Genomic DNA, 18125 nt, shown 5'->3' with positions numbered 1-18125 from the left:
GTGCCTGGTCCTCAATGCCAGCCTGTGCTCGCTGACCCATTCGCTCCCGTCGGCAGCTTCCAGGATCAGCCTCAGCACTCCTCCGCTTCCTTCAGACCGCAGGAAAAAAGCGAATCCCATGGTTTCGGTCAGGATGGGCGCGGAAAATCTCTGCAGGCATAGCTCCGCCCAATTTCTTCTGTAATCATTTCCGGCAAGTGCAAAAGATACTGAAATCCCCGGGAGATACTCAGGGAACTTTCCAGCGAATTCAGCAGCCCGGATATGTTTATTAAGTGCCCGGCGGATGTCACAGGTGGACGGGAAAAAGGACAGGCTCGCATCAGGCCCGCAATTGACATGATAAAGACTTTTCACTTCCGAAGGAAAAAATGTCTCTTCTGCCGGGAAAAGATCAGCTTCTGTTTTGAGCGAAAGCAGCTCTTTATGCAGATCCCGCATAGAAAAAAAATCATACCTGGCTTTTCGCAGCAGTTTCTTGATCATTATCAGTCAATCTCTATTCTATAATCCGAATACATCCTTAATTGTAACTAACTCACCAGGTTTAATCAAAGGATAGACCTGATTGAAACAGTCCCTGCACCGTGGTGGAAGCTTGCCTTCCAGATGAGCCAGGCGCAAATTTCTGGTCCGCTCCCCGAACCACAATTCACGGATGCTCTGATCAGCGGCATTGCCGATGGCGAGCTGGGTATCAGTATCCTGGCAGCAAAGGCTTGCGCGTCCGTCGTATTTTATGGACAGGTGGGTGAAAGGACCTGCGCAGATTTCCCGCTCACGTTTCCCGCTCAGTACATTTTTCCCTGCCTTGTCAGGCCTGTATTCATTGGTCAGCAGCAGCCTGTCTTTCCTGCGAAAGGTGCTGCCCAGCACCTCTTCCACTGCGCTCCTGTGCAGTTCCTCGTATTTAAGCTGCAGTTTGGTTTTTCCGCAGGGGGCGTCGCAGCGGCGGATGAAAATTGTGTTGAGCTCAATCGGTCCGGGTTGATCATAAAAATAGTTTACCTGCATCGGCAGACTGTTTTTTTTGAGTTCAGTCGCCCAGAAATCGCGGAATTCCCTGGCTTCAGCCCGATTCTCATCAAGCACAATAAACTGGAACACAAGATTAGGGTGCGCTAAACCAAGTTCTGCTTTTCGTTTCAGGAAATCCAGGGCATTCCCCTGGGCAGTCCGGAAATCGCCGCCAACCCGGATTTTTCTGTATGTCTCTTCCCGTACTGCGTCCAGAGAAAAATGCAGTACCACAAACTGCCTGCTTTTCAGCACAAAATCAATCAGGCTCCTGTCCCAGGAATTGAGATTCGTATCCATGGCAAGGCCGTCGGCAATGGAAAAATCTTTGTTGGCTTCAAAGATCAGGCCTAACAATTCCCTGAACTGAGGGTGAAGAGATGATTCACCTGACCAGAAGGGCAGGATCAGGTTGAATTTAAGCTTTTCCTTCCTAAGGTCAGAGAGGATTTTTTCCAAAAGATCGTGCCTCATGAATCCCCGCTGGAGTTTCTGCCTGGGCAGGCTGCACATGATGCAGTTAAGGTTGCAGAAATTGGTCAGTTCCAGGATCAGGGTGGTCAGCATGAGAATAAAATAGCAGAAAAAGTGGATTTTATGAAGTTTTGGACAAATTAACCGCTCAGAGGTAAAATATCTGCAATCGATAAAATCCGGAGGATATATGAGCAGAAGACTGGCCGCATTTTTCATGATCACAATATTCGTTTTCGGCTTGACCGCAGATGTCTGGGCTAAGAAATTCGACCTCAAAAACCTGGGAGAAGATCTGCTGAAGGCTGCCGCGGGCGGAGCCGTTATCCGTCAGATCGCTGGTCCTCTGAACGACTTTCTGAACAGCCTGATGCTGGCTCATCATGCGGAAAACAGAGATTTTACGAAAGTAGTTCCGATTTTCTCTGTCGGCAACCAGGCCGCCATCGGCGCAGCCCAGGTTTCAGGACCAGAGGAACTTGTGAATGATGTGAGGGCAGTATTCTGCCTGGAAGGCACGTTCGGCAACATATACAGGGCCAAGTGCTATGTACCGAACAAGAGTTCCAACCCCCTCAACCTTGAGCGCGTGTATGGCGTGGGTGTTACGGCTGTCATCGAAGGATTCCTATGATTCGAAAACTTCTCCTTTTACTGATCTGCCTCCTGTTCAGCGGTTGTGGCAACCCGCCACCGCCAAAGGCAGCAGAGGTAAAAAAAGAAGAGTCATTCACAGTCAGTGGATTTTTCAATACCAATTCCGCTTTAACCAGCAGTTTTATCACATCATTGTATTATGACAGCGCGGAAACTCTCTGGATCGGCACAAAAAAAGGTTTATTCAAATATCAGGGGGAGGGAACTGTTTTCGAACCGTTTGAGGCTAAATTTGCAAATTCTCTGACTTCCCAGCAGATCAACTGCATAGTAAGCGATAAAAACGGCACCCTTTTCGTCGGAACCGAAGAAGAAATCGGCATCCTGAACAAGATCACCGGCTTTGCTACTAAAAATCTTGGCAGAATCAATTGCCTTTATTGGTCGGACCGGATGCGATCAATCTATGCAGGAATGGATAATGGAGTTGCGATTTTCGACTTTACCCAGTGGTTTTACTGGGACAAGGAAAACAGCTTTCTCAAACTGCGGGAAAAGGACGATAATATCGGCCAGAACTTCTACCAGATACTTTCCATGGATGAAGATTCAGACGGAATTTTCTGGATCGGCACAGGGGATGGTCTGGTAAAATACAATCTATCCACAAAAGAAGGCAGAGTGTTTTACGGAATCCACAAACGCCCCAACCAGTTTGGCGGGTTTGTCAAATTCGAAGGCAACAGCCCGTTGAGTGGAAACATAGTGAACAGTGTACTGATTTCAGAACGAGACAAGTGGATTTCCACAGGTTGCGGCTTGTCCCATTTCCAGAACGAGGACGAAAAACCTTCCTGGGAAATATTCACTGCCACACACGTCGAAGCAGTGGTTAAGGAAGACGGCAGGGGGGTCGATGAAAAGCTGCCGGGAAATTCTCCTCTGATCGGAAACTGGGTCAAAGAATGCCTGCACCGGGGGCAATGGTTTTTCATTGCCACTACTGGCGGCCTTTCATGCTATAACTCTGACACCAAGAAATGGATCAATATCGGTAAAAATGAAGGCCTCAAATCAGAGCGCCTCACAAAGGCCGCATTTTACAAGGATTCACTTTTCGTGGGCAGCGAGTACGGGCTGTATAAAATTGAATTACAAAACTTCTTTTAGGACGGTGTAAATGATCATCGCGATAGGTTCTGATCACGCAGGCTTTGAATACAAAGAAATCATCAGGGAACACCTGACTTCCATGTCTCATGAAGTACAGGACCTTGGCACAAACAGCACAGAGAGATGCGATTATCCTGATTTTGCGGAAAAGGTGGCGAAAGCAGTCGTTTCCGGAAAAGCAGGGCTGGGCATTCTTGTCTGCGGAACCGGCATCGGCATGAGTATTTCTGCCAACAAAGTAAGAGGCTGCCGGGCAGCCCTGGTATCAGATTCTCTAACAGCCAGGCTTTCCAGGGAACATAATGATGCCAATGTGCTCTGCCTTGGTTCCAGGATCATCGGGATTGAAACCGCCAAGGACGCGGTTAATGCTTTTATCAAAAGTGGATTCGCAGGCGACAGACATCAGCTTCGCCTCAACAAAATCAAGGAGCTGGAAGATGGAAAAAACTAAATGGAAGAACCTGATCCTGCCAAGGCATGCTTATATTGAACACAAGCTAACGATGATGAGAGACAAAAACACTCCCAAAAAGATCTTCAAGGAATTGGCGGAAGAAATCAGCCTGCTGCTCGCCTATGAAGCCACCCGCGATTTCCCGCTCGAGGAAATCGAGATCGATACCCCGCTCACCAAAGCCCGCTGCCGAGTGATTAAAGGCAGAAAACCGGCGGTGATTCCGATACTCAGGGCAGGTTTGGGCATGGTGGAAGGAGTGTTGAAAGTGATTCCCCAGGCCAAGGTGGGGCATGTGGGAATATACAGGGATCACGAAACCCTGAAACCGATTGAATATTACGCTAAATTTCCTACAGCCCTTTCTGAGCGGGAAATCATTATCCTGGATCCGATGCTGGCGACTGGCGGTTCGGCAAGCCATGCCGTGACTCTGGCCAAGAATAATGGCGGCATTCACATCAAGTTCATTTCCATCATCTCCTGCCCCGAAGGAATCGATACTTTGCTCAGCGATCATCCGGACATCAAGATTTTCACAGCTGCTGTGGACGAAGGTCTGAACGACATAGGCTACATCGTGCCCGGGCTCGGCGATGCCGGCGACCGGCTGTTCGGGACATTGTGATATGAAAAGACCCAGCTGGAATCAATATTTCATGGAAATCACGGAATTGATTTCCAAACGTTCCACCTGCCTGCGCAGGCAGGTCGGAGCCCTGATCGTACTCGAAAAGCGCATCATCGCGTCAGGCTACAATGGAGTACCGTCGGGCGTCTCCCACTGCGGTGAAAACGGGAAAAAATGCCTGCGGGAGGAACGGGGAATTCCATCCGGGGAACGTCAGGAACTATGCCGCGGCCTGCATGCAGAGCAGAATGCCATCATCCAGGCCGCTCTTTATGGCGTGAGCACAAGAGGAGCAATCCTCTACTGCACACATCAGCCCTGTGTGACCTGTGCCAAGATGATCATCAACGCAGGAGTCAAAAAGATCGTCTATTCAGGAGCGTATCCTGATGAACTGTCGATTGAAATGTTAAAAGAAGCTGAAATCGAGCTTGAAACATTTAAAAAAAGCTGATCTCACTCGCTTTTCGCTGTAATCAAGGGGAAAAATGGAACATCAGGGACTTTTTCTAATCCTGTTCAACATCGTGGTTTTTGTACTGCTGCTCCTGGATCTTGGAGTAATGAACAAGCACAAGGGTGCTCCGACCATCAGGCATGCCTTGCTTTCAACTGCGTTCTTTGTCTTGCTGGCCTTACTTTTCAATGCCGGGATCTGGTATTTCCGGGGAGCAAAGCCTGCCCTTGAGTTCACAGCAGGGTACCTGCTCGAAGAATCACTCAGCATAGACAATCTGTTCGTTTTCATCCTTATTTTCAAATATTTCCGTGTGCCTGGAGAGCATCAGCACAGGATACTGTTCTGGGGCATTCTCGGTGCCCTGATTTTACGCGGTATTTTTATCGCAGCAGGTGTCACGCTGATCCACAGATTCCATTTCCTGATCTATCTGTTCGGTGCTTTCCTGGTTTTTACAGGAATCAAGATGATCCTGGAAAAGGACGGGGAGCAGGTTGACCCTGAAAAAAATCTTGTACTGCGGATATTCCATAAATTTTTCCCTGTCAGCAAACACTTCCACCACGGTTGTTTTTTCCTCAGGGAAAACGGAGTACTCAAAGCCACACCGCTCTTTGTCGTATTGCTGGTCGTGGAATCCACTGATGTGCTGTTTGCCACTGATTCGATCCCTGCAGTCTTATCTGTAACTCTTGATCCTTTTATTGTTTACACTTCCAATGTTTTCGCGATTCTCGGCCTGCGCTCTCTCTACTTCGCTTTTGCCGCGATCGTCAGTCTTTTCAGATACCTGCATCATGGGGTCTCACTGATTCTGATCTTTGTGGGCGTGAAAATGCTCACTTCAAAAATGATCGAAATCCCGATCGGAGTTTCGCTAGGCATACTGGCTGGCATCATCACAGTCTCGATCGCGCTGTCAGTGCTGATACCGGAAAAGAAGGCTGAAATTACAGAAGTGAATAGTGAAAAGTGAGTGGTGAATAACCAGTCTTCACCATTCACTATATTATTTATCGATCGGATGCTTCTTGTAGATGATGCGCGGGTAATACACCATCACTTCCTCGTCAGAAACCACCTTGATCAGCTGCAGCCTTTTCCCGAAGGTCTGGCCTTCTTTCAGTGTGTATGTTTTTCCGTCCATCTCGAACTGGATCTGTTTGTTGGGAAAATCGATTTTAGTGATGACGATTTCCTGATTCAGGTCTGCTGTCTCGCCTGTGCCTCCGTCCTGGATGGTGTTCGGCCCATGCTTCAGAGTCAACTGTGAGATCCTGGGCCGCACCACATAAACATTTTCAGTTTTCATCACTTCCAGATTATATGGAGCGCAGACCTGATCCAGGGCAGCACTGAAAGAAACATCCTGGAAGTCAGCCGGAGTTTCCGGAAATTCCAGCAGATTCGGGTAGACAAGATTGACACCAGGGCAGGATTCAGCCATTTTCGCGAGCAGTTCATCCAGCTTGAGATTATCGGCTTTAAAAGTGATTTTAGCTTCCTCGGCTGAAGCGATCAGGCCTGACATCAAGAAACAGAACAGGAGTTTCTTCATTTATTACCTCCCGCAGGTGTGGTGTTTGTGATTTTCAATTTCTGGGTTTTGGCTTTTGGAGTTTTCATTTTGGGAGTCTCCTTCGCTTTTTCCTTTGCGGTCCCATTCTGCACTTTGACTGTGAGACGGATGAACATCTGAGGATAATAAATCAGAATTTCACGCGCTGAAACCACCTGAAGCAGTTGAATCCTGTCGTTGAAATTCTCGCCTTCCCTGATGGACTGAGGCTTGCCATTGAAAAGAAATTCGATCCTTTTCTCAGCAGGAATTGCCTTAGTGATTGTAATCAGCTGATTGAACTCCCTGTAAAACATCTGATTGTCCATTTCGTTGCTCAGCATCGGAATTTCCCTGTCAATGCCGATGCTGACTTCGCCGGTGAATGAGTCTTTCTGCTGCATGTCCACCTGATAGCCGTCATCGAAGACAGAGGTTCCCGCATGCTGCCTGCGCTGCGCCAGATATACTTCGCCTGATTTCAGAAGTTCCAGATTCAGGGAAGAACAGACTGCTTCCAGAGCACGGTTGTCAGGCAGATTCTGGATCAGGGCAGTGAGCCTTGGCATGGAATTTTCGTCAGGATAGATTTTTTCCAGGCCGACTACAGTCAGTCCGATCTTCTTGATCACATCAGTCAGCAGGGAATTCCGCTCATTGAGCGTGATTTTCTGTTCGGCATAAAGACCGCCCAGGAGCAGAAACAGGAACATCAATGCGCAGGTTTTCTTCATATGCACCCTCAACTCGAACTCTGAATTTGAGATTATGAGGCATTTGTCGCAAGCTCAGTGCCCCATATGAGCCTCTAACAAAATTCCTATCCAAGATACAGCGCAAACAGGAATTTTGCAAGAGGCTCATTATCTTAGCTCAATCAGGATTGCTTGGCAAAAGTGGCCTTGAAAATTTCCAGGTTCCCGTGACAATTCCCCTGTCTGGAACAGTTGTATTCAGCAACAAGATGTGGGTGATCGGAGGAGTCGTTGGGAATACTCCAAAAGCTGACATCTGCGTGGGAAAAGGTGGAAAACTCAATGCAGTAAATACTCCAGAAAATTTCTGTGGGTGATCACCTTGAACATAGCTTCCGGATACTCCTCGTGCCATTTTGCGGGAACGCGTACATCATCATCAGACCATTTGCATTCATATCCCATGATCCTGCCGTCGCGCTCCTCGACCAGATCAACTTCCTGTCCAGAATAGGTTTTCCAGAAATAAAACAAACCGGAATTCTGTTCATGGGTTCGCTTTTTCAGCATTTCGCAGAAGATGAAATTCTCCCAGAGAGCTCCAATATCAGACCTGTCGTTCAGGGAGTTGAAATTTGAGATCACGGAGTTACGAATGCCATTATCCAGAAAATAGTATTTGCTTTTGGCGGTGATTTCTTTTCTGAGATTGCGGCTGAATCCGCACACTTTCCTCAGAACAAAGGTTTTTTCCAATAAATCGAGATAACGCTCCACTGTCTTGACGTCAATCTTGAGCTGCGTCGCAAGTTCGTGGTGGGAGACCAGGCTCCCAACCTGGAAGGAAAGCAGCTTCAAAAGATCAAGCAGAACTCTGGGTCCTTTTGTGCGTTCCAGCGACAAAACATCTTTCAAAAGGTAAGACCAGGTCAGTTCTTCCAGTGCTGTTATTTTCCCTTTTGTGCTTTCAGCATTGATGATTTCCGGGTAACAGCCGAAAATCAACAGGCTCGGGAGCATTTCTCTCAACTCATGCCGATTATGTCCTGCGGACAGTTCTGAAAGAGCGATCGGATAAAGAGTCACAGTCAGTTTGCGACCCGTAAGAGGCTCACCAAGCATACCTGAGAGGTCGAAGGAAGAGGATCCTGTAGCAACCACCATCAGGTCAGGACGCTGATCCACCAGTATTTTCAATCCCATGCCGATGCCCGGGATCTGCTGCGCCTCGTCTATTGCGATCAGTTCGTATCCTTCAGCGTATTCCAGCAGGCGGGCAAAATCCCGGGAACCTAAAAGGTCGCTGATCCGGATATTGTCCCCGGAATCCAGACGATACTTAAAGTGAGTACCGGATAAAAAAGCTTTAAGCAGGGTAGTTTTGCCTACCTGCCGCGGACCATAAATGACCAGAACTTTGCCTGGTTTGATGAGGGCTTCCGGATCGATCAATCTTTTAATCATGCAAACATGGTAATCATCTTCCACAATTTTGTCAAAAAATTAGGATTCACATTCCCAATATTATTAATTCAAGAGCATTGATCAGCATGTCAACAGAAGTGTGCAAATCAGCACTCCAAAACAACCCATGTGGTGAATTCAGGCAGCTCCAGCCTGTCTGTGATCGCACTGCCACCAACACAGTGGCAGCCACGATCAGCAATATTCCTTATGCCTGGGACGTGAGAATCAATCCGAACGGGAAAATCGGGATATGTGCCATTCTCCACCTTCTTTTTCCTTTGACAAAGGAGGAAAGTTTCAATAAAATTATTATGAGAGATATTCTGCTTCAATGTATTTCAGCTAATCAAGTGCGACTAAAATTTCCGTTGTAAAAGCATTGCAGTATGTATTGATTTTTAAAAATGGTCTGCAAAAGACCTGAATGTATGCGAGGTGTAGACAGTGTATAGCGAAATTGTGACTTCCGGTCACATGCAATCTCTGCGCTTGAGAAAACTCGATTATTCCTTAAGAAGACCTGTTGCTTCAATATTCTACAAGAAAAATTCTTATCACCATAAATTCCGGAGAAAACATGGAAGCAATTTTTAACATTATCAACCATTACTTCTTCCTTTTCCCTTTGATTTTTGCTATTTTTGCATACTTCTTAGCAAGCAGGTTGAAAAACAGCCCCCATCGCGAACCGATACTCGCCTTTTTCACCCCCAGCGATAAGATTTACAATAGACTAACCAATCTCAATTATGCGTTGCTCATCTTGTTTTACATTGCCAAACGGCTCTCAGAGCGAGTATACGCGCCAAACGCACTGGTCATACTTGCTCCCGCGGCTATGGAGATATTAATTTATCACTGCTGGTTGTTGTACCTTGGTTTATCAAGCCTGAGACGGCTTTACGTATCGCAGGCTGACAAAATCTTCGGCATCAGTGAGACTGCATTGCAGTGCGTCTGGCGCATGTTCATCTACTCAGTAATGTCGGGTCTGATTTTCTTTGCCAGTCCTGATACTCCTTTGAATATCACTACATGCCCCAATGATCCCTTCCTGCCGATCGGCTATGCGTGTTTGATACTACTGGCAAAGGCCTGGACTGTGGGCTATTTCTTCCCAGTAGGCCTCGCCATTTTATTCGCAGGCTACATGGAGAAAGATATTCATCTCGGAAGATACATCTTCTACGGATGGATCTGCACTATACTTGGAGCAGTCGGCTTTGCGGTAGGTGTCTGTTACCTGCTTATTGGAACAGTGGCATCATTTCCAGGATCATAGGAGGTTGAATGAAAAAGCTCGCGATTGGAACTGGCCTTATTCTTCTGTTTCTTTTTTTGGATTTGTTCATCAAACCTAAAGAGCACGAACATGATTTTGCTCCAGGGTTGACCATTCTCAGTCTGCATGACACTGGGCAGAACAGGAAATTTTACGTGGAGATGCAGAGCGCATCGCAGTATGACACCAGCGAATCCGCCTGGGGTGATATGGTAAGCTCAAATGAGAAGCGCGATATCACTGCAGAGAAGCTGAATTACGATTTCTACTGCCAGGACCAGGTGAGCGGCAAAATTTATAGTTATGATAATAAAGGGCAGGGCTATCAAACACTCTCAAGTAAAAAAATCGTAAATGCTGAAATCGATCTGTCTGATAAAAAGCCAGTTCCTCCAAGAACTTCTTATACCGGAATCGGGGATGTTGTCCCTGAGCGCCTGACCCTGAGAATGAAATCAGGCACTTTAAAGGAAAAGGCGATTCTCTTGAGACAATATGGGCTTGATCCGCAGCTTCTGTGCGGTAATTACCTGGCTGTGAACATACCGGCTGGGGTGGATAGGACGAAAATCAAGGAAATCATTGAAAAAAATGATGATTTCAAGGCTGTGGAAGAGGACAAGGTTGTCAAAGTCTGCGCCGCCCAGGATCTGAGACCAACCCAATGGAATCTGCGGAAATTAGGAGATGTCAAATGGCTCGGCAACATCAGCACTACTAAGGAAGTGGTCGTAGCAGTGCTGGATACTGGAATCGACAGGAATCACGAGGATCTGGACCAGAACAATATACTGCCAGGTTATGACTTTTTGAACATGGATGATGACCCTTCTGATGACAATGGCCACGGCACTGAGATGGCAGGCATCATGGCAGCATCATGGAATGATTTCGGCATTGACGGGGTGTTCCCGAGAATGAAGATACTGCCAGTAAAAGTGCTGGATAATCAGGGATATGGCTGTTATGCATTGCTCGTTCAGGGTATCTACTATGCAATTGAGCATGGAGCGAACATCATCAACATCAGCGCTGCTGGTCATGGTTATTCGGAAATGCTGAAACTGGCAATAGGAGCAGCTCTGAGAAGTGGTTGTACTGTAGTCGCTGCTGCCGGAAATGAGGGTAACAGCGAGCCTCTTTTTCCCGCATCTTACAACTATGTAATTTCTGTCGGTGCCAGCGGGCCTGACGGATTGGCCTGGTCTGGGTCAACCATGAATTCAGCAGTGGATTTCCTGGCTCCTGGAGTGGACATACCCGCTCTTCTGCCAGGAAATAAATATGGCACAACCACAGGCACGTCAGCGGCAGCGGCTCATGTCAGCGGGCTGTCTGCAGCGATTTCCCTTATCCAGGGCAGTGCTGATTATGATCAAGTACTGGCAGGACTAAGAGTTCTGAGCGATGAGCACAAAAATCTGTATCTCTCAGGCTTGCCGGTGCCGGTAATCATGGGAACTGAAGAAGTGGATGATACTACTGAATCTACCCTGGGATTCACATTCGAAGAAGATGCAATGCTGAAATTCTGTCTTCATATGGACTCTGATAAATACGGTGAATGGAGATGTGTACATCAATACATTTCTGGAAAAGCAAAGGAATTAATTATTTCATACTCTCAGAAAATGAATGAAGAATTTACAAAGTATATTGGTGATGAATTTCCATATAAATATATTATCGATAAGCCTTATCAAGAGATAGACGAAGCAAATCATGAGGTATCGGAAGTAATGAAACCGACCCAGTGCATATTAAAAACATTTACAGGAGGTACTCATCCCAAAAACACCGAAGATACAACCACTACTGATCCAGTAAGACCTCTGGATAATTCACCTACTCCCTTTTCCAAAATCAATTATGACAAATTCAAGAGCAATGACCATGATGCTCAGATAGAAGCGATCTCAGGCAATGACGATATCATCGAAGGTTCGATGGAAGAAGATATGTTTTATTGGTCAAAAGATTTGACCCAAGGTCCTTTTCTCAATGCACCAAAATCAGATCATCTGGACAATCTGGAACTTAACGCTTTAAGAGTAGTAGGCCATCATTTCTGGAGAGACAAGGAAAGAGAAGCAGGAAATTTCGATGCAGGCTTAAAAAAAGGGATTCCTAATTCTCATGCTGAATGCAACTATTCTGGTCCTCCAGTTGTGGCCCTCAGCATGTGGACAGAGGCCGTGGCATGCTATGACAAAAATCCTGCCAAGGCTTATTATCTTCTTGGCAGAGTGGCACATCTACTGCAGGATATGACTACACCAGCGCATGTGCACAACGATGCCCATAACTCTGCATTTTGGGGTGGACTGGATTCATATGAGGAGTGGGCAGGAAAAGTTAATAATGAAAATAAAGTTTATAATTATGTTGCTTATTGTAACTCGGATTGTCAGAAGGCGAATGACTGCGTGGCGAATTTTAAGGTCTACAAAACAGCCAAAGATTTGTCGCATTGTGGTTTTACGATCACCGAATCCGACTGGGGAGATAGCAAGAAAATACCAGACTTGTGGAAGCTGTTTTATGTGGTAGCCGAATTCACAGATGATTATTCGAGCGATGGAGGCACAAAAGCTGGACCAGAAGGTAGCGATAAAATTCCGGGTGATTTATCGGATTCAGAGTTGAGAGCAAGAGGTAACAACCTTATACCACTGGCAGTGGCTGCAACGGCTGAGCTGTATAAGATGTTCTGGAAGGCGACGCATCCGGAATTGTCCGCTTACATTTCTCCAAAATCACCTAATTCATTCTGGGATGCACATGCTAATGACCCTGATTTGTGGCGCTTTCGGTCGTTTGATATTTGGCAAGGAAAGTATGGAGAATGGAGCTCTTGGATGCCACAAAATGAAAAAGTCAATGTGGCAAAAGGGGATTATGAAATCGAAGCCAAAGATTGTTCCTCAGCCTTAGAATCTTATTATTGGATGAATGAAAAAAACAATAAAAAAATTGTAAATGTAAAAATGGGCACACCTGTAGAATTGAACTACCAGAGAATTTTTAAAGTAACTGTTAATTATTCACCAAAAGAAGCTTTTAGAGAATCATATCCTTGTCAAATATCTGCTTACAGCCATTATAGTAAAAACAGTCCGTCCTCAGAGCAATATTCCGGTTTTCTTAGTGGTACTGTACTTGATATACCTGAATCTGCACCTGAACTTATAGTATCGTTTGGCGAAACAACACAGGATTTTATTTCTCCTAGAGGTAAAGGAATCTTGAACTCTTTTAACAGAGAGAGTGTGGTTCCCATAGTAATAACGAAAAGTCAAATACTACCAACATTCAGTTGTACAGATCGTCCCAGGGCTTTTGTCACCTATTTTCCAATGAGTGTTTACTATAGTGGTGGATGGGTTTTAAGTCCTATAAAACCTGATGATACAAGTGGCTATTGGCAGAGAGCTGGGACTTATGCACCACTTGGTGAATATATCAATAAAGATTTTAAGATCTGGTTTAGAGATGTGGGGGGATACATTGCTCCTGAACCAATCACCTTCAATATCTCGACAGTAAATGCAGACGGTTCCCCCAGCAATGTCAAAGAGCAAAAATTCATGAATAATGTTTATACAAAACGCTCCAGGTATCAACCGAAAGATTTGCAAAATGATACTGAAAATTCAGGAGAGTACCAAATTTTGTATGTATCTATTGAACCTGCAATAGCTGTATGCGATGGAGCACACTGGAGATTTGTAGGCGAACAAAACTGGAGAATCCGCCAGGGTAGTGAACTTATACCTAGAGGGCAGGATTTTACTGTAGAATTTCAGAAAATCCCCGGATATTCTTTACCAGATCCAGTTTCTGGAACTATTGAGAACGATGATATCAAAATAACAGCTACTTATAACGACATAAGATATCCTCTTATTGTCAATATCACTCCCCCTTTAGCAAAGCAAGATTATGCGGAATGGAGTTTAGCAGGAACAGCTGACTGGTATAGTTCAGGAAAAAGTGTTTTGATCGAATCCGGTGCAACTTACGATATTGAATTCAAGCACCTTACCGGCTGGACTGCTCCGGTTAATGTCAGTGGAACTATGGGAAGTACGACTGAGGTAATCAGTGTAACTTATTCGCCTGTTTACCATCACCTCACAGTCACAGCGCTCAACGACAACATGCCAAGTTCGGCCAAATGGCAGTTGAATGGCACAGGGGAGTCATATGACCTTGGTCATTCAGTAACATACCAGGATGGACATGAATTCCTGATCCATTTTTCATTTGTGCCTGGATTTTATCAGCAACCTGATTATCAAGGCGTAATGAGCGACACAAATGAAACTGTCGAAGTGCTTTATACTATCCAGGGTAATACCATTGAAGTTACCCTTGGTCCTGAAAAGATTGCAAACCTTGCTTACTGGCGGCTTATAGGTGACACATTCTGGAAAGCAAATGGCGATAATTTTGTCAAAAGACCTGGCGAGACATATGAAATTGAATTTTCTCTTGTTTCAGGATATACGAAACCAGCTAATTGTATCGGCACTATGAATGAGACAACAATTCTTCCTTTTACATATGAAGTACTTTCTGCCACATGGACTCTTGAGACTTCTGAAGCTACCTTTTCCCCACGTTACGGCTATTCTCTCGCAGGCATTACTGACAGCGTTTATTTGATCGGCGGCACTGACGGAACCACTGAGTTAAAGGATGTCTGGAAAACAAAGAATGGAACAAACTGGACTTCAGTAACCGCTGCAGCTCCATTTTCAGCCCGCCACAATCAGGAAACAGTATTTTTTAGCAGTAAAATGTGGGTAATAGGTGGAGTTATCGGAAACACCCCTGAGGCAAACATCTGGAGCTCAACTGACGGAAAATCATGGACGAGCACTGCTATAACATCTCAACCGAATCCACTCGCGAACAAACAGGACTTCCAGGCTGTTGTTTTTGGGAAATACTGCTACATCATTGGCGGGCAGACAAGCGACGGTTATACCAATGAAGTCTGGCAGTCTGCCAACATGACTGGATGGACCAAGGTCACCAGCACCAAACTCTTCACACCTCGGGCAATGCACAAGTGCATTGTCCAGGAAGACAAGCTTTTCCTGTTCGGCGGAGTGGGAGCAAACGGCTACTGCCAGGACATCTGGTATACGACAGACGGCATCAACTGGAATGCCTGGATAGTGCCAGAAATGGGTTTGAAGCATGGTTTCTCACTCTGTTCATATCTGAACAAGATCCGCCTGGCAGGCGGATTCGGAGTTGACACTGAAGGGAATTTCCTCTGGAATGATGCCTGGTCTTCTTTCAATGGCTTTGACTGGAAAACAGACAGCACGAATACCGGCCTTGGCATCAGGACAGGGCATCAGGCCTTTATCATGGCTGACAAGATGTGGGTTGTCGGAGGCATGACCTGGGATGGAACAAAATACGTGCCACAGAACGATGTCTGGTCCTGCTCCCTTGACCACAGCAACCTGACTGTAGCCATTGATCCGCCTGCGGCAGTGACAGCAGGAGCCAAGTGGAGATTCGAATACGGCAAATGGCGTACAAATGAAGTTTTTACCATGGAAGTCGGCACTGCCTATACGATGGAATGCAATACAGTTCCTTATTACTGGCCTACGCAGGAGATAACCACAGGCGAAATTACAGGCATTAATAAAACCGCCACCCACGGTTACAGCAAAGGCAATCTCACGGTAAACATCACGCCAGAAGCGGCAATTGTGGACAAAGCGCGGTGGAAACTCACCAGCGAGACTGAATGGCGTGAGAGCGGCGACAGCGTATACATCGCCATTGGCAAGAAATACCAGGTTATGTTCAGGCCTATTGATGGCTGGACAACACCTATACCTCAACCGACTACCCTGGTAGCTATGGGAACCGCCGTAGTTCCAGCGAAAACAGGCACGTATGCCAAAATCAACCACAATGTCACAGTGAAACTTGCTCCCCCTGCCGTAGCAACTGCTGGGAAATGGATGATCAATTCAGACAATGTCTGGCGTGCCAGTGGTACCCTTGTCGCATGTCAGGATTATCACACTTATGAAATACGTTTCAAGGATGTGGCTGAATTTAACACTCCTGCAGACTTCATTGGAAAGCTCGGCACAAGTGCAGTCACCATCACAAGCACCTATGAAGTCAGTAATCCAGGCAAGCATGCCTTGACAGTTACTCTCACACCTTCAGCCGTTGTAGCAGATGGTGGATGGAAACTGACCGGCGAAGTCGAATGGCGCTCATCAGGAAGTTCAGTGCTGGTATCGGAAAACACTGGCTATATTGTAGTGTTCAAGGAAGTCCCTGGATACACGGCTCCGGCACCTGCCGGCGGCACAATGCTCAAAGTTCCTCTGACACTCCCAGCCAGTTCCAGCACCTATCAGCCCCGCCATTATATTTTGACAGTGAATACCCTGCCAAGCACAGGACAGTGGAAACGATCCATAGACACTACCTGGAAAGCATCAGGTGCCACTGCCGAAATAATCCAGGGGACAGGCTACAAGGTGAATTTCAATGTTTTGACAGGATTTTACAAACCAGCGGACGTTTCAGTGGAAGTAGATTGCCAGAGTCAGACTCTTTCCGCTGAATACATACCCAAGACCCAGGTTTCTAAATATGCCTATGTGGTGAATTACGGACCTGACAATCTGTCTGTAATCAATCTGGCTACCAATAAAGTCGTGAGCACGATCGCTGTCGGCAAGGCCCCTTTATCTGCAGCAGCCACTCCTGCAGGAGACCAGGTGTATGTGGCCAATGCAGGGGGCAGCAGCCTGTCTGTGATCGCCACTGCCACCAACACAGTGGCAGCCACGATCAACATTACCTATCCCAGGTTCGCGAGAAGCAATCCCAACGGAAAGACAATCTATGTGACCTATGCGAGCGGATCGATCGAAGCGATCGACATTGCGACCAAAACAGTGAAAGCTGCAGTGCTCTATTCAGGGAAATGCCGTTATCTCGCCTTCAGCCCTGCAGGGGACAAACTGTATGCAGCAGGCAACATGAGTCCTGTTATCCATGTGGTAAATACAGCTACAAATATAGAGACAGATTCGATGGAAGTACCCGGTTATCCGGCTCAGATCGAGATAGCTGAATCAGGGGAAAAAGCCTATGTAAACCTGCCCTGGGAACACAAAATTCTGGTGATCAATCTATCCGACAAGAGCTCATCAGAGATCCAACTGGCCGGAGTCTCCTCAGACATGGCGCTTTCACCTGATTCGCAATTCCTGTATGTTCCGTATCAGGACCTGGGCGTGATTGAGGTGATCGAGACTGCAGGCAATTCTTTAGTCAAGACAATCTATGACAGCGGCAGGGGCACTTATGCGATCGCTTTTTCCTATGACGGCACCAAGGCATACGCGACCAATTGTCAGAATGACCAGGTGCTGGTGATCAATAGCCTTACCCATACCATTGCAAGTACGATTTCCCTTCCTGCAGGAAGCAGCCCTGTGGCGATTGCAATTTCAGGCACATATGCCACGACCCTGCAGCTGTCATCTCTCTCACTTTCGGATTCCAGAAAAAACCTGTACGTGAACCAGGCTCTGGACCTGTCAGGTATCACAGTAACGGCGAAATACGACGATCTGAGCGAAAAGGCAGTCACAGGAACCTGGGAGATTAGATCAGGTAGCGGAACCATTGCGAATAAAAAATATACTGCTTCTGCGACACCAAGCACAGTCACGCTTGTCTGCAGATACGGAGAATCAGGGGTCACAAAAGAAGCTGAATGCACAGTCACTGTCGGCACTGTCAATCATTACCTGACAGTCAATTTATCGCCTGCAGAAGCAATCACAGGCGGAGCCATGTGGAAGCTGCTCTCTGACGGCGTCTGGAGAACAAGCGGCAGCTCTGTATCTCTGCCAGAAGGGCAGGCTTACACGATCGGATACAAGTGGGTCACAGGATTCAGCTCTCCTGCCAATCTGACCGGGACTATGGGCACAGTTGAAACCACGGCAAATGGAGATTATCAGCCTGCAGCAGCAGGTTCCCAGTATGCGTATGTCGCTGTTTCGAACAGCAATGAAGTTTCCGTGATTGATGTGGCTGCAGGCTCAGTGATCAAAAATATCCCTGTAGGATCAGGCCCGACGAAAACCCTGGCCACACAGGACGGGAAATTCGTTTATGCATACGTCATCGGATAAGGGTATAGGGAATGATGGCAGAAGGCAACAGCAGCAAGGTGTTTCATAGGACGCCAAAGGCCATTTCAAGGAGTGATAACCGTTTGATATGCGGACTGAGCGCTTCATGA

At 46.6% G+C, this 18125-nt stretch carries 13 protein-coding genes; 8 read left to right on the top strand and 5 right to left on the bottom strand.

The annotated features are described in order from the left end of the window. Positions 1–486: hypothetical protein (locus PHW04_17755; GenBank protein MDD2717736.1), on the bottom strand; the 486-nt coding region annotated here is incomplete at its 3' end. Positions 487–504: 18 nt separating this feature from the next. Beyond that, complete coding sequence (locus PHW04_17750; protein MDD2717735.1) at positions 505–1584, bottom strand: SPASM domain-containing protein; 1080 nt, start codon at positions 1582–1584, stop codon at positions 505–507. Positions 1585–1681: 97 nt separating this feature from the next. On the opposite strand from PHW04_17750, the gene PHW04_17745 reads away from it, so the two are divergent. The 6 genes from PHW04_17745 to PHW04_17720 are packed head-to-tail and all read left to right on the top strand — an operon-like array spanning position 1682 to position 5785. Further along, the gene (locus PHW04_17745; GenBank protein ID MDD2717734.1) at positions 1682–2125 is read left to right on the top strand and encodes a hypothetical protein; all 444 of its coding nucleotides are present in this window, start codon (positions 1682–1684) and stop codon (positions 2123–2125) included. Beyond that, positions 2122–3258 (top strand): two-component regulator propeller domain-containing protein, encoded by a 1137-nt coding sequence (locus PHW04_17740; protein MDD2717733.1) that lies wholly within the window; start codon positions 2122–2124, stop codon positions 3256–3258. Before PHW04_17745 ends, PHW04_17740 begins: the two co-directional genes overlap by 4 nt. Before the next feature lie 10 nt (positions 3259–3268). Continuing rightward, positions 3269–3715 carry a ribose 5-phosphate isomerase B gene (gene rpiB / locus PHW04_17735; protein MDD2717732.1) on the top strand — a complete coding sequence of 149 codons (447 nt, stop codon included), beginning with the start codon at positions 3269–3271 and terminating at the stop codon, positions 3713–3715. Then, entirely contained in the window at positions 3702–4346 is a 645-nt protein-coding gene (gene upp, locus PHW04_17730) for a uracil phosphoribosyltransferase (GenBank protein MDD2717731.1), read from the top strand. The genes rpiB and upp overlap by 14 nt, the downstream gene beginning before the upstream one ends. A 1-nt stretch (position 4347) precedes the next feature. After that, on the top strand, positions 4348–4803 hold the full coding sequence (locus PHW04_17725; GenBank protein MDD2717730.1) for a cytidine/deoxycytidylate deaminase family protein: 456 nt from the start codon (positions 4348–4350) through the stop codon (positions 4801–4803). A gap of 34 nt (positions 4804–4837) precedes the next feature. Continuing rightward, positions 4838–5785 carry a TerC family protein gene (locus tag PHW04_17720; protein ID MDD2717729.1) on the top strand — a complete coding sequence of 316 codons (948 nt, stop codon included), beginning with the start codon at positions 4838–4840 and terminating at the stop codon, positions 5783–5785. Positions 5786–5818: 33 nt separating this feature from the next. Here PHW04_17720 and PHW04_17715 read toward each other — a convergent pair whose 3' ends face one another. From PHW04_17715 to PHW04_17705, 3 genes are all read right to left on the bottom strand, one after another. Beyond that, positions 5819–6367, bottom strand: a complete 549-nt coding sequence (locus tag PHW04_17715; protein MDD2717728.1) for a hypothetical protein — start codon at positions 6365–6367, stop codon at positions 5819–5821. After that, entirely contained in the window at positions 6364–7101 is a 738-nt protein-coding gene (locus PHW04_17710) for a hypothetical protein (protein MDD2717727.1), read from the bottom strand. Before PHW04_17710 ends, PHW04_17715 begins: the two co-directional genes overlap by 4 nt. Before the next feature lie 300 nt (positions 7102–7401). Further along, on the bottom strand, positions 7402–8526 hold the full coding sequence (locus tag PHW04_17705; GenBank protein ID MDD2717726.1) for an ATP-binding protein: 1125 nt from the start codon (positions 8524–8526) through the stop codon (positions 7402–7404). Between the two features lie 580 nt (positions 8527–9106). Here PHW04_17705 and PHW04_17700 point away from each other — a divergent pair. Next, on the top strand, positions 9107–9811 hold the full coding sequence (locus PHW04_17700) for a hypothetical protein (GenBank protein MDD2717725.1): 705 nt from the start codon (positions 9107–9109) through the stop codon (positions 9809–9811). 8 nt (positions 9812–9819) lie between these two features. Further along, positions 9820–18015 carry a S8 family serine peptidase gene (locus PHW04_17695; GenBank protein ID MDD2717724.1) on the top strand — a complete coding sequence of 2732 codons (8196 nt, stop codon included), beginning with the start codon at positions 9820–9822 and terminating at the stop codon, positions 18013–18015. Positions 18016–18125 lie beyond the last annotated feature (110 nt).

The sequence above is a fragment of the Candidatus Wallbacteria bacterium genome (genome assembly GCA_028687545.1).
Taxonomy (GTDB): domain Bacteria; phylum Muiribacteriota; class JAQTZZ01; order JAQTZZ01; family JAQTZZ01; genus JAQTZZ01.
This window is presented reverse-complemented; position numbering and strand designations above follow the sequence as displayed.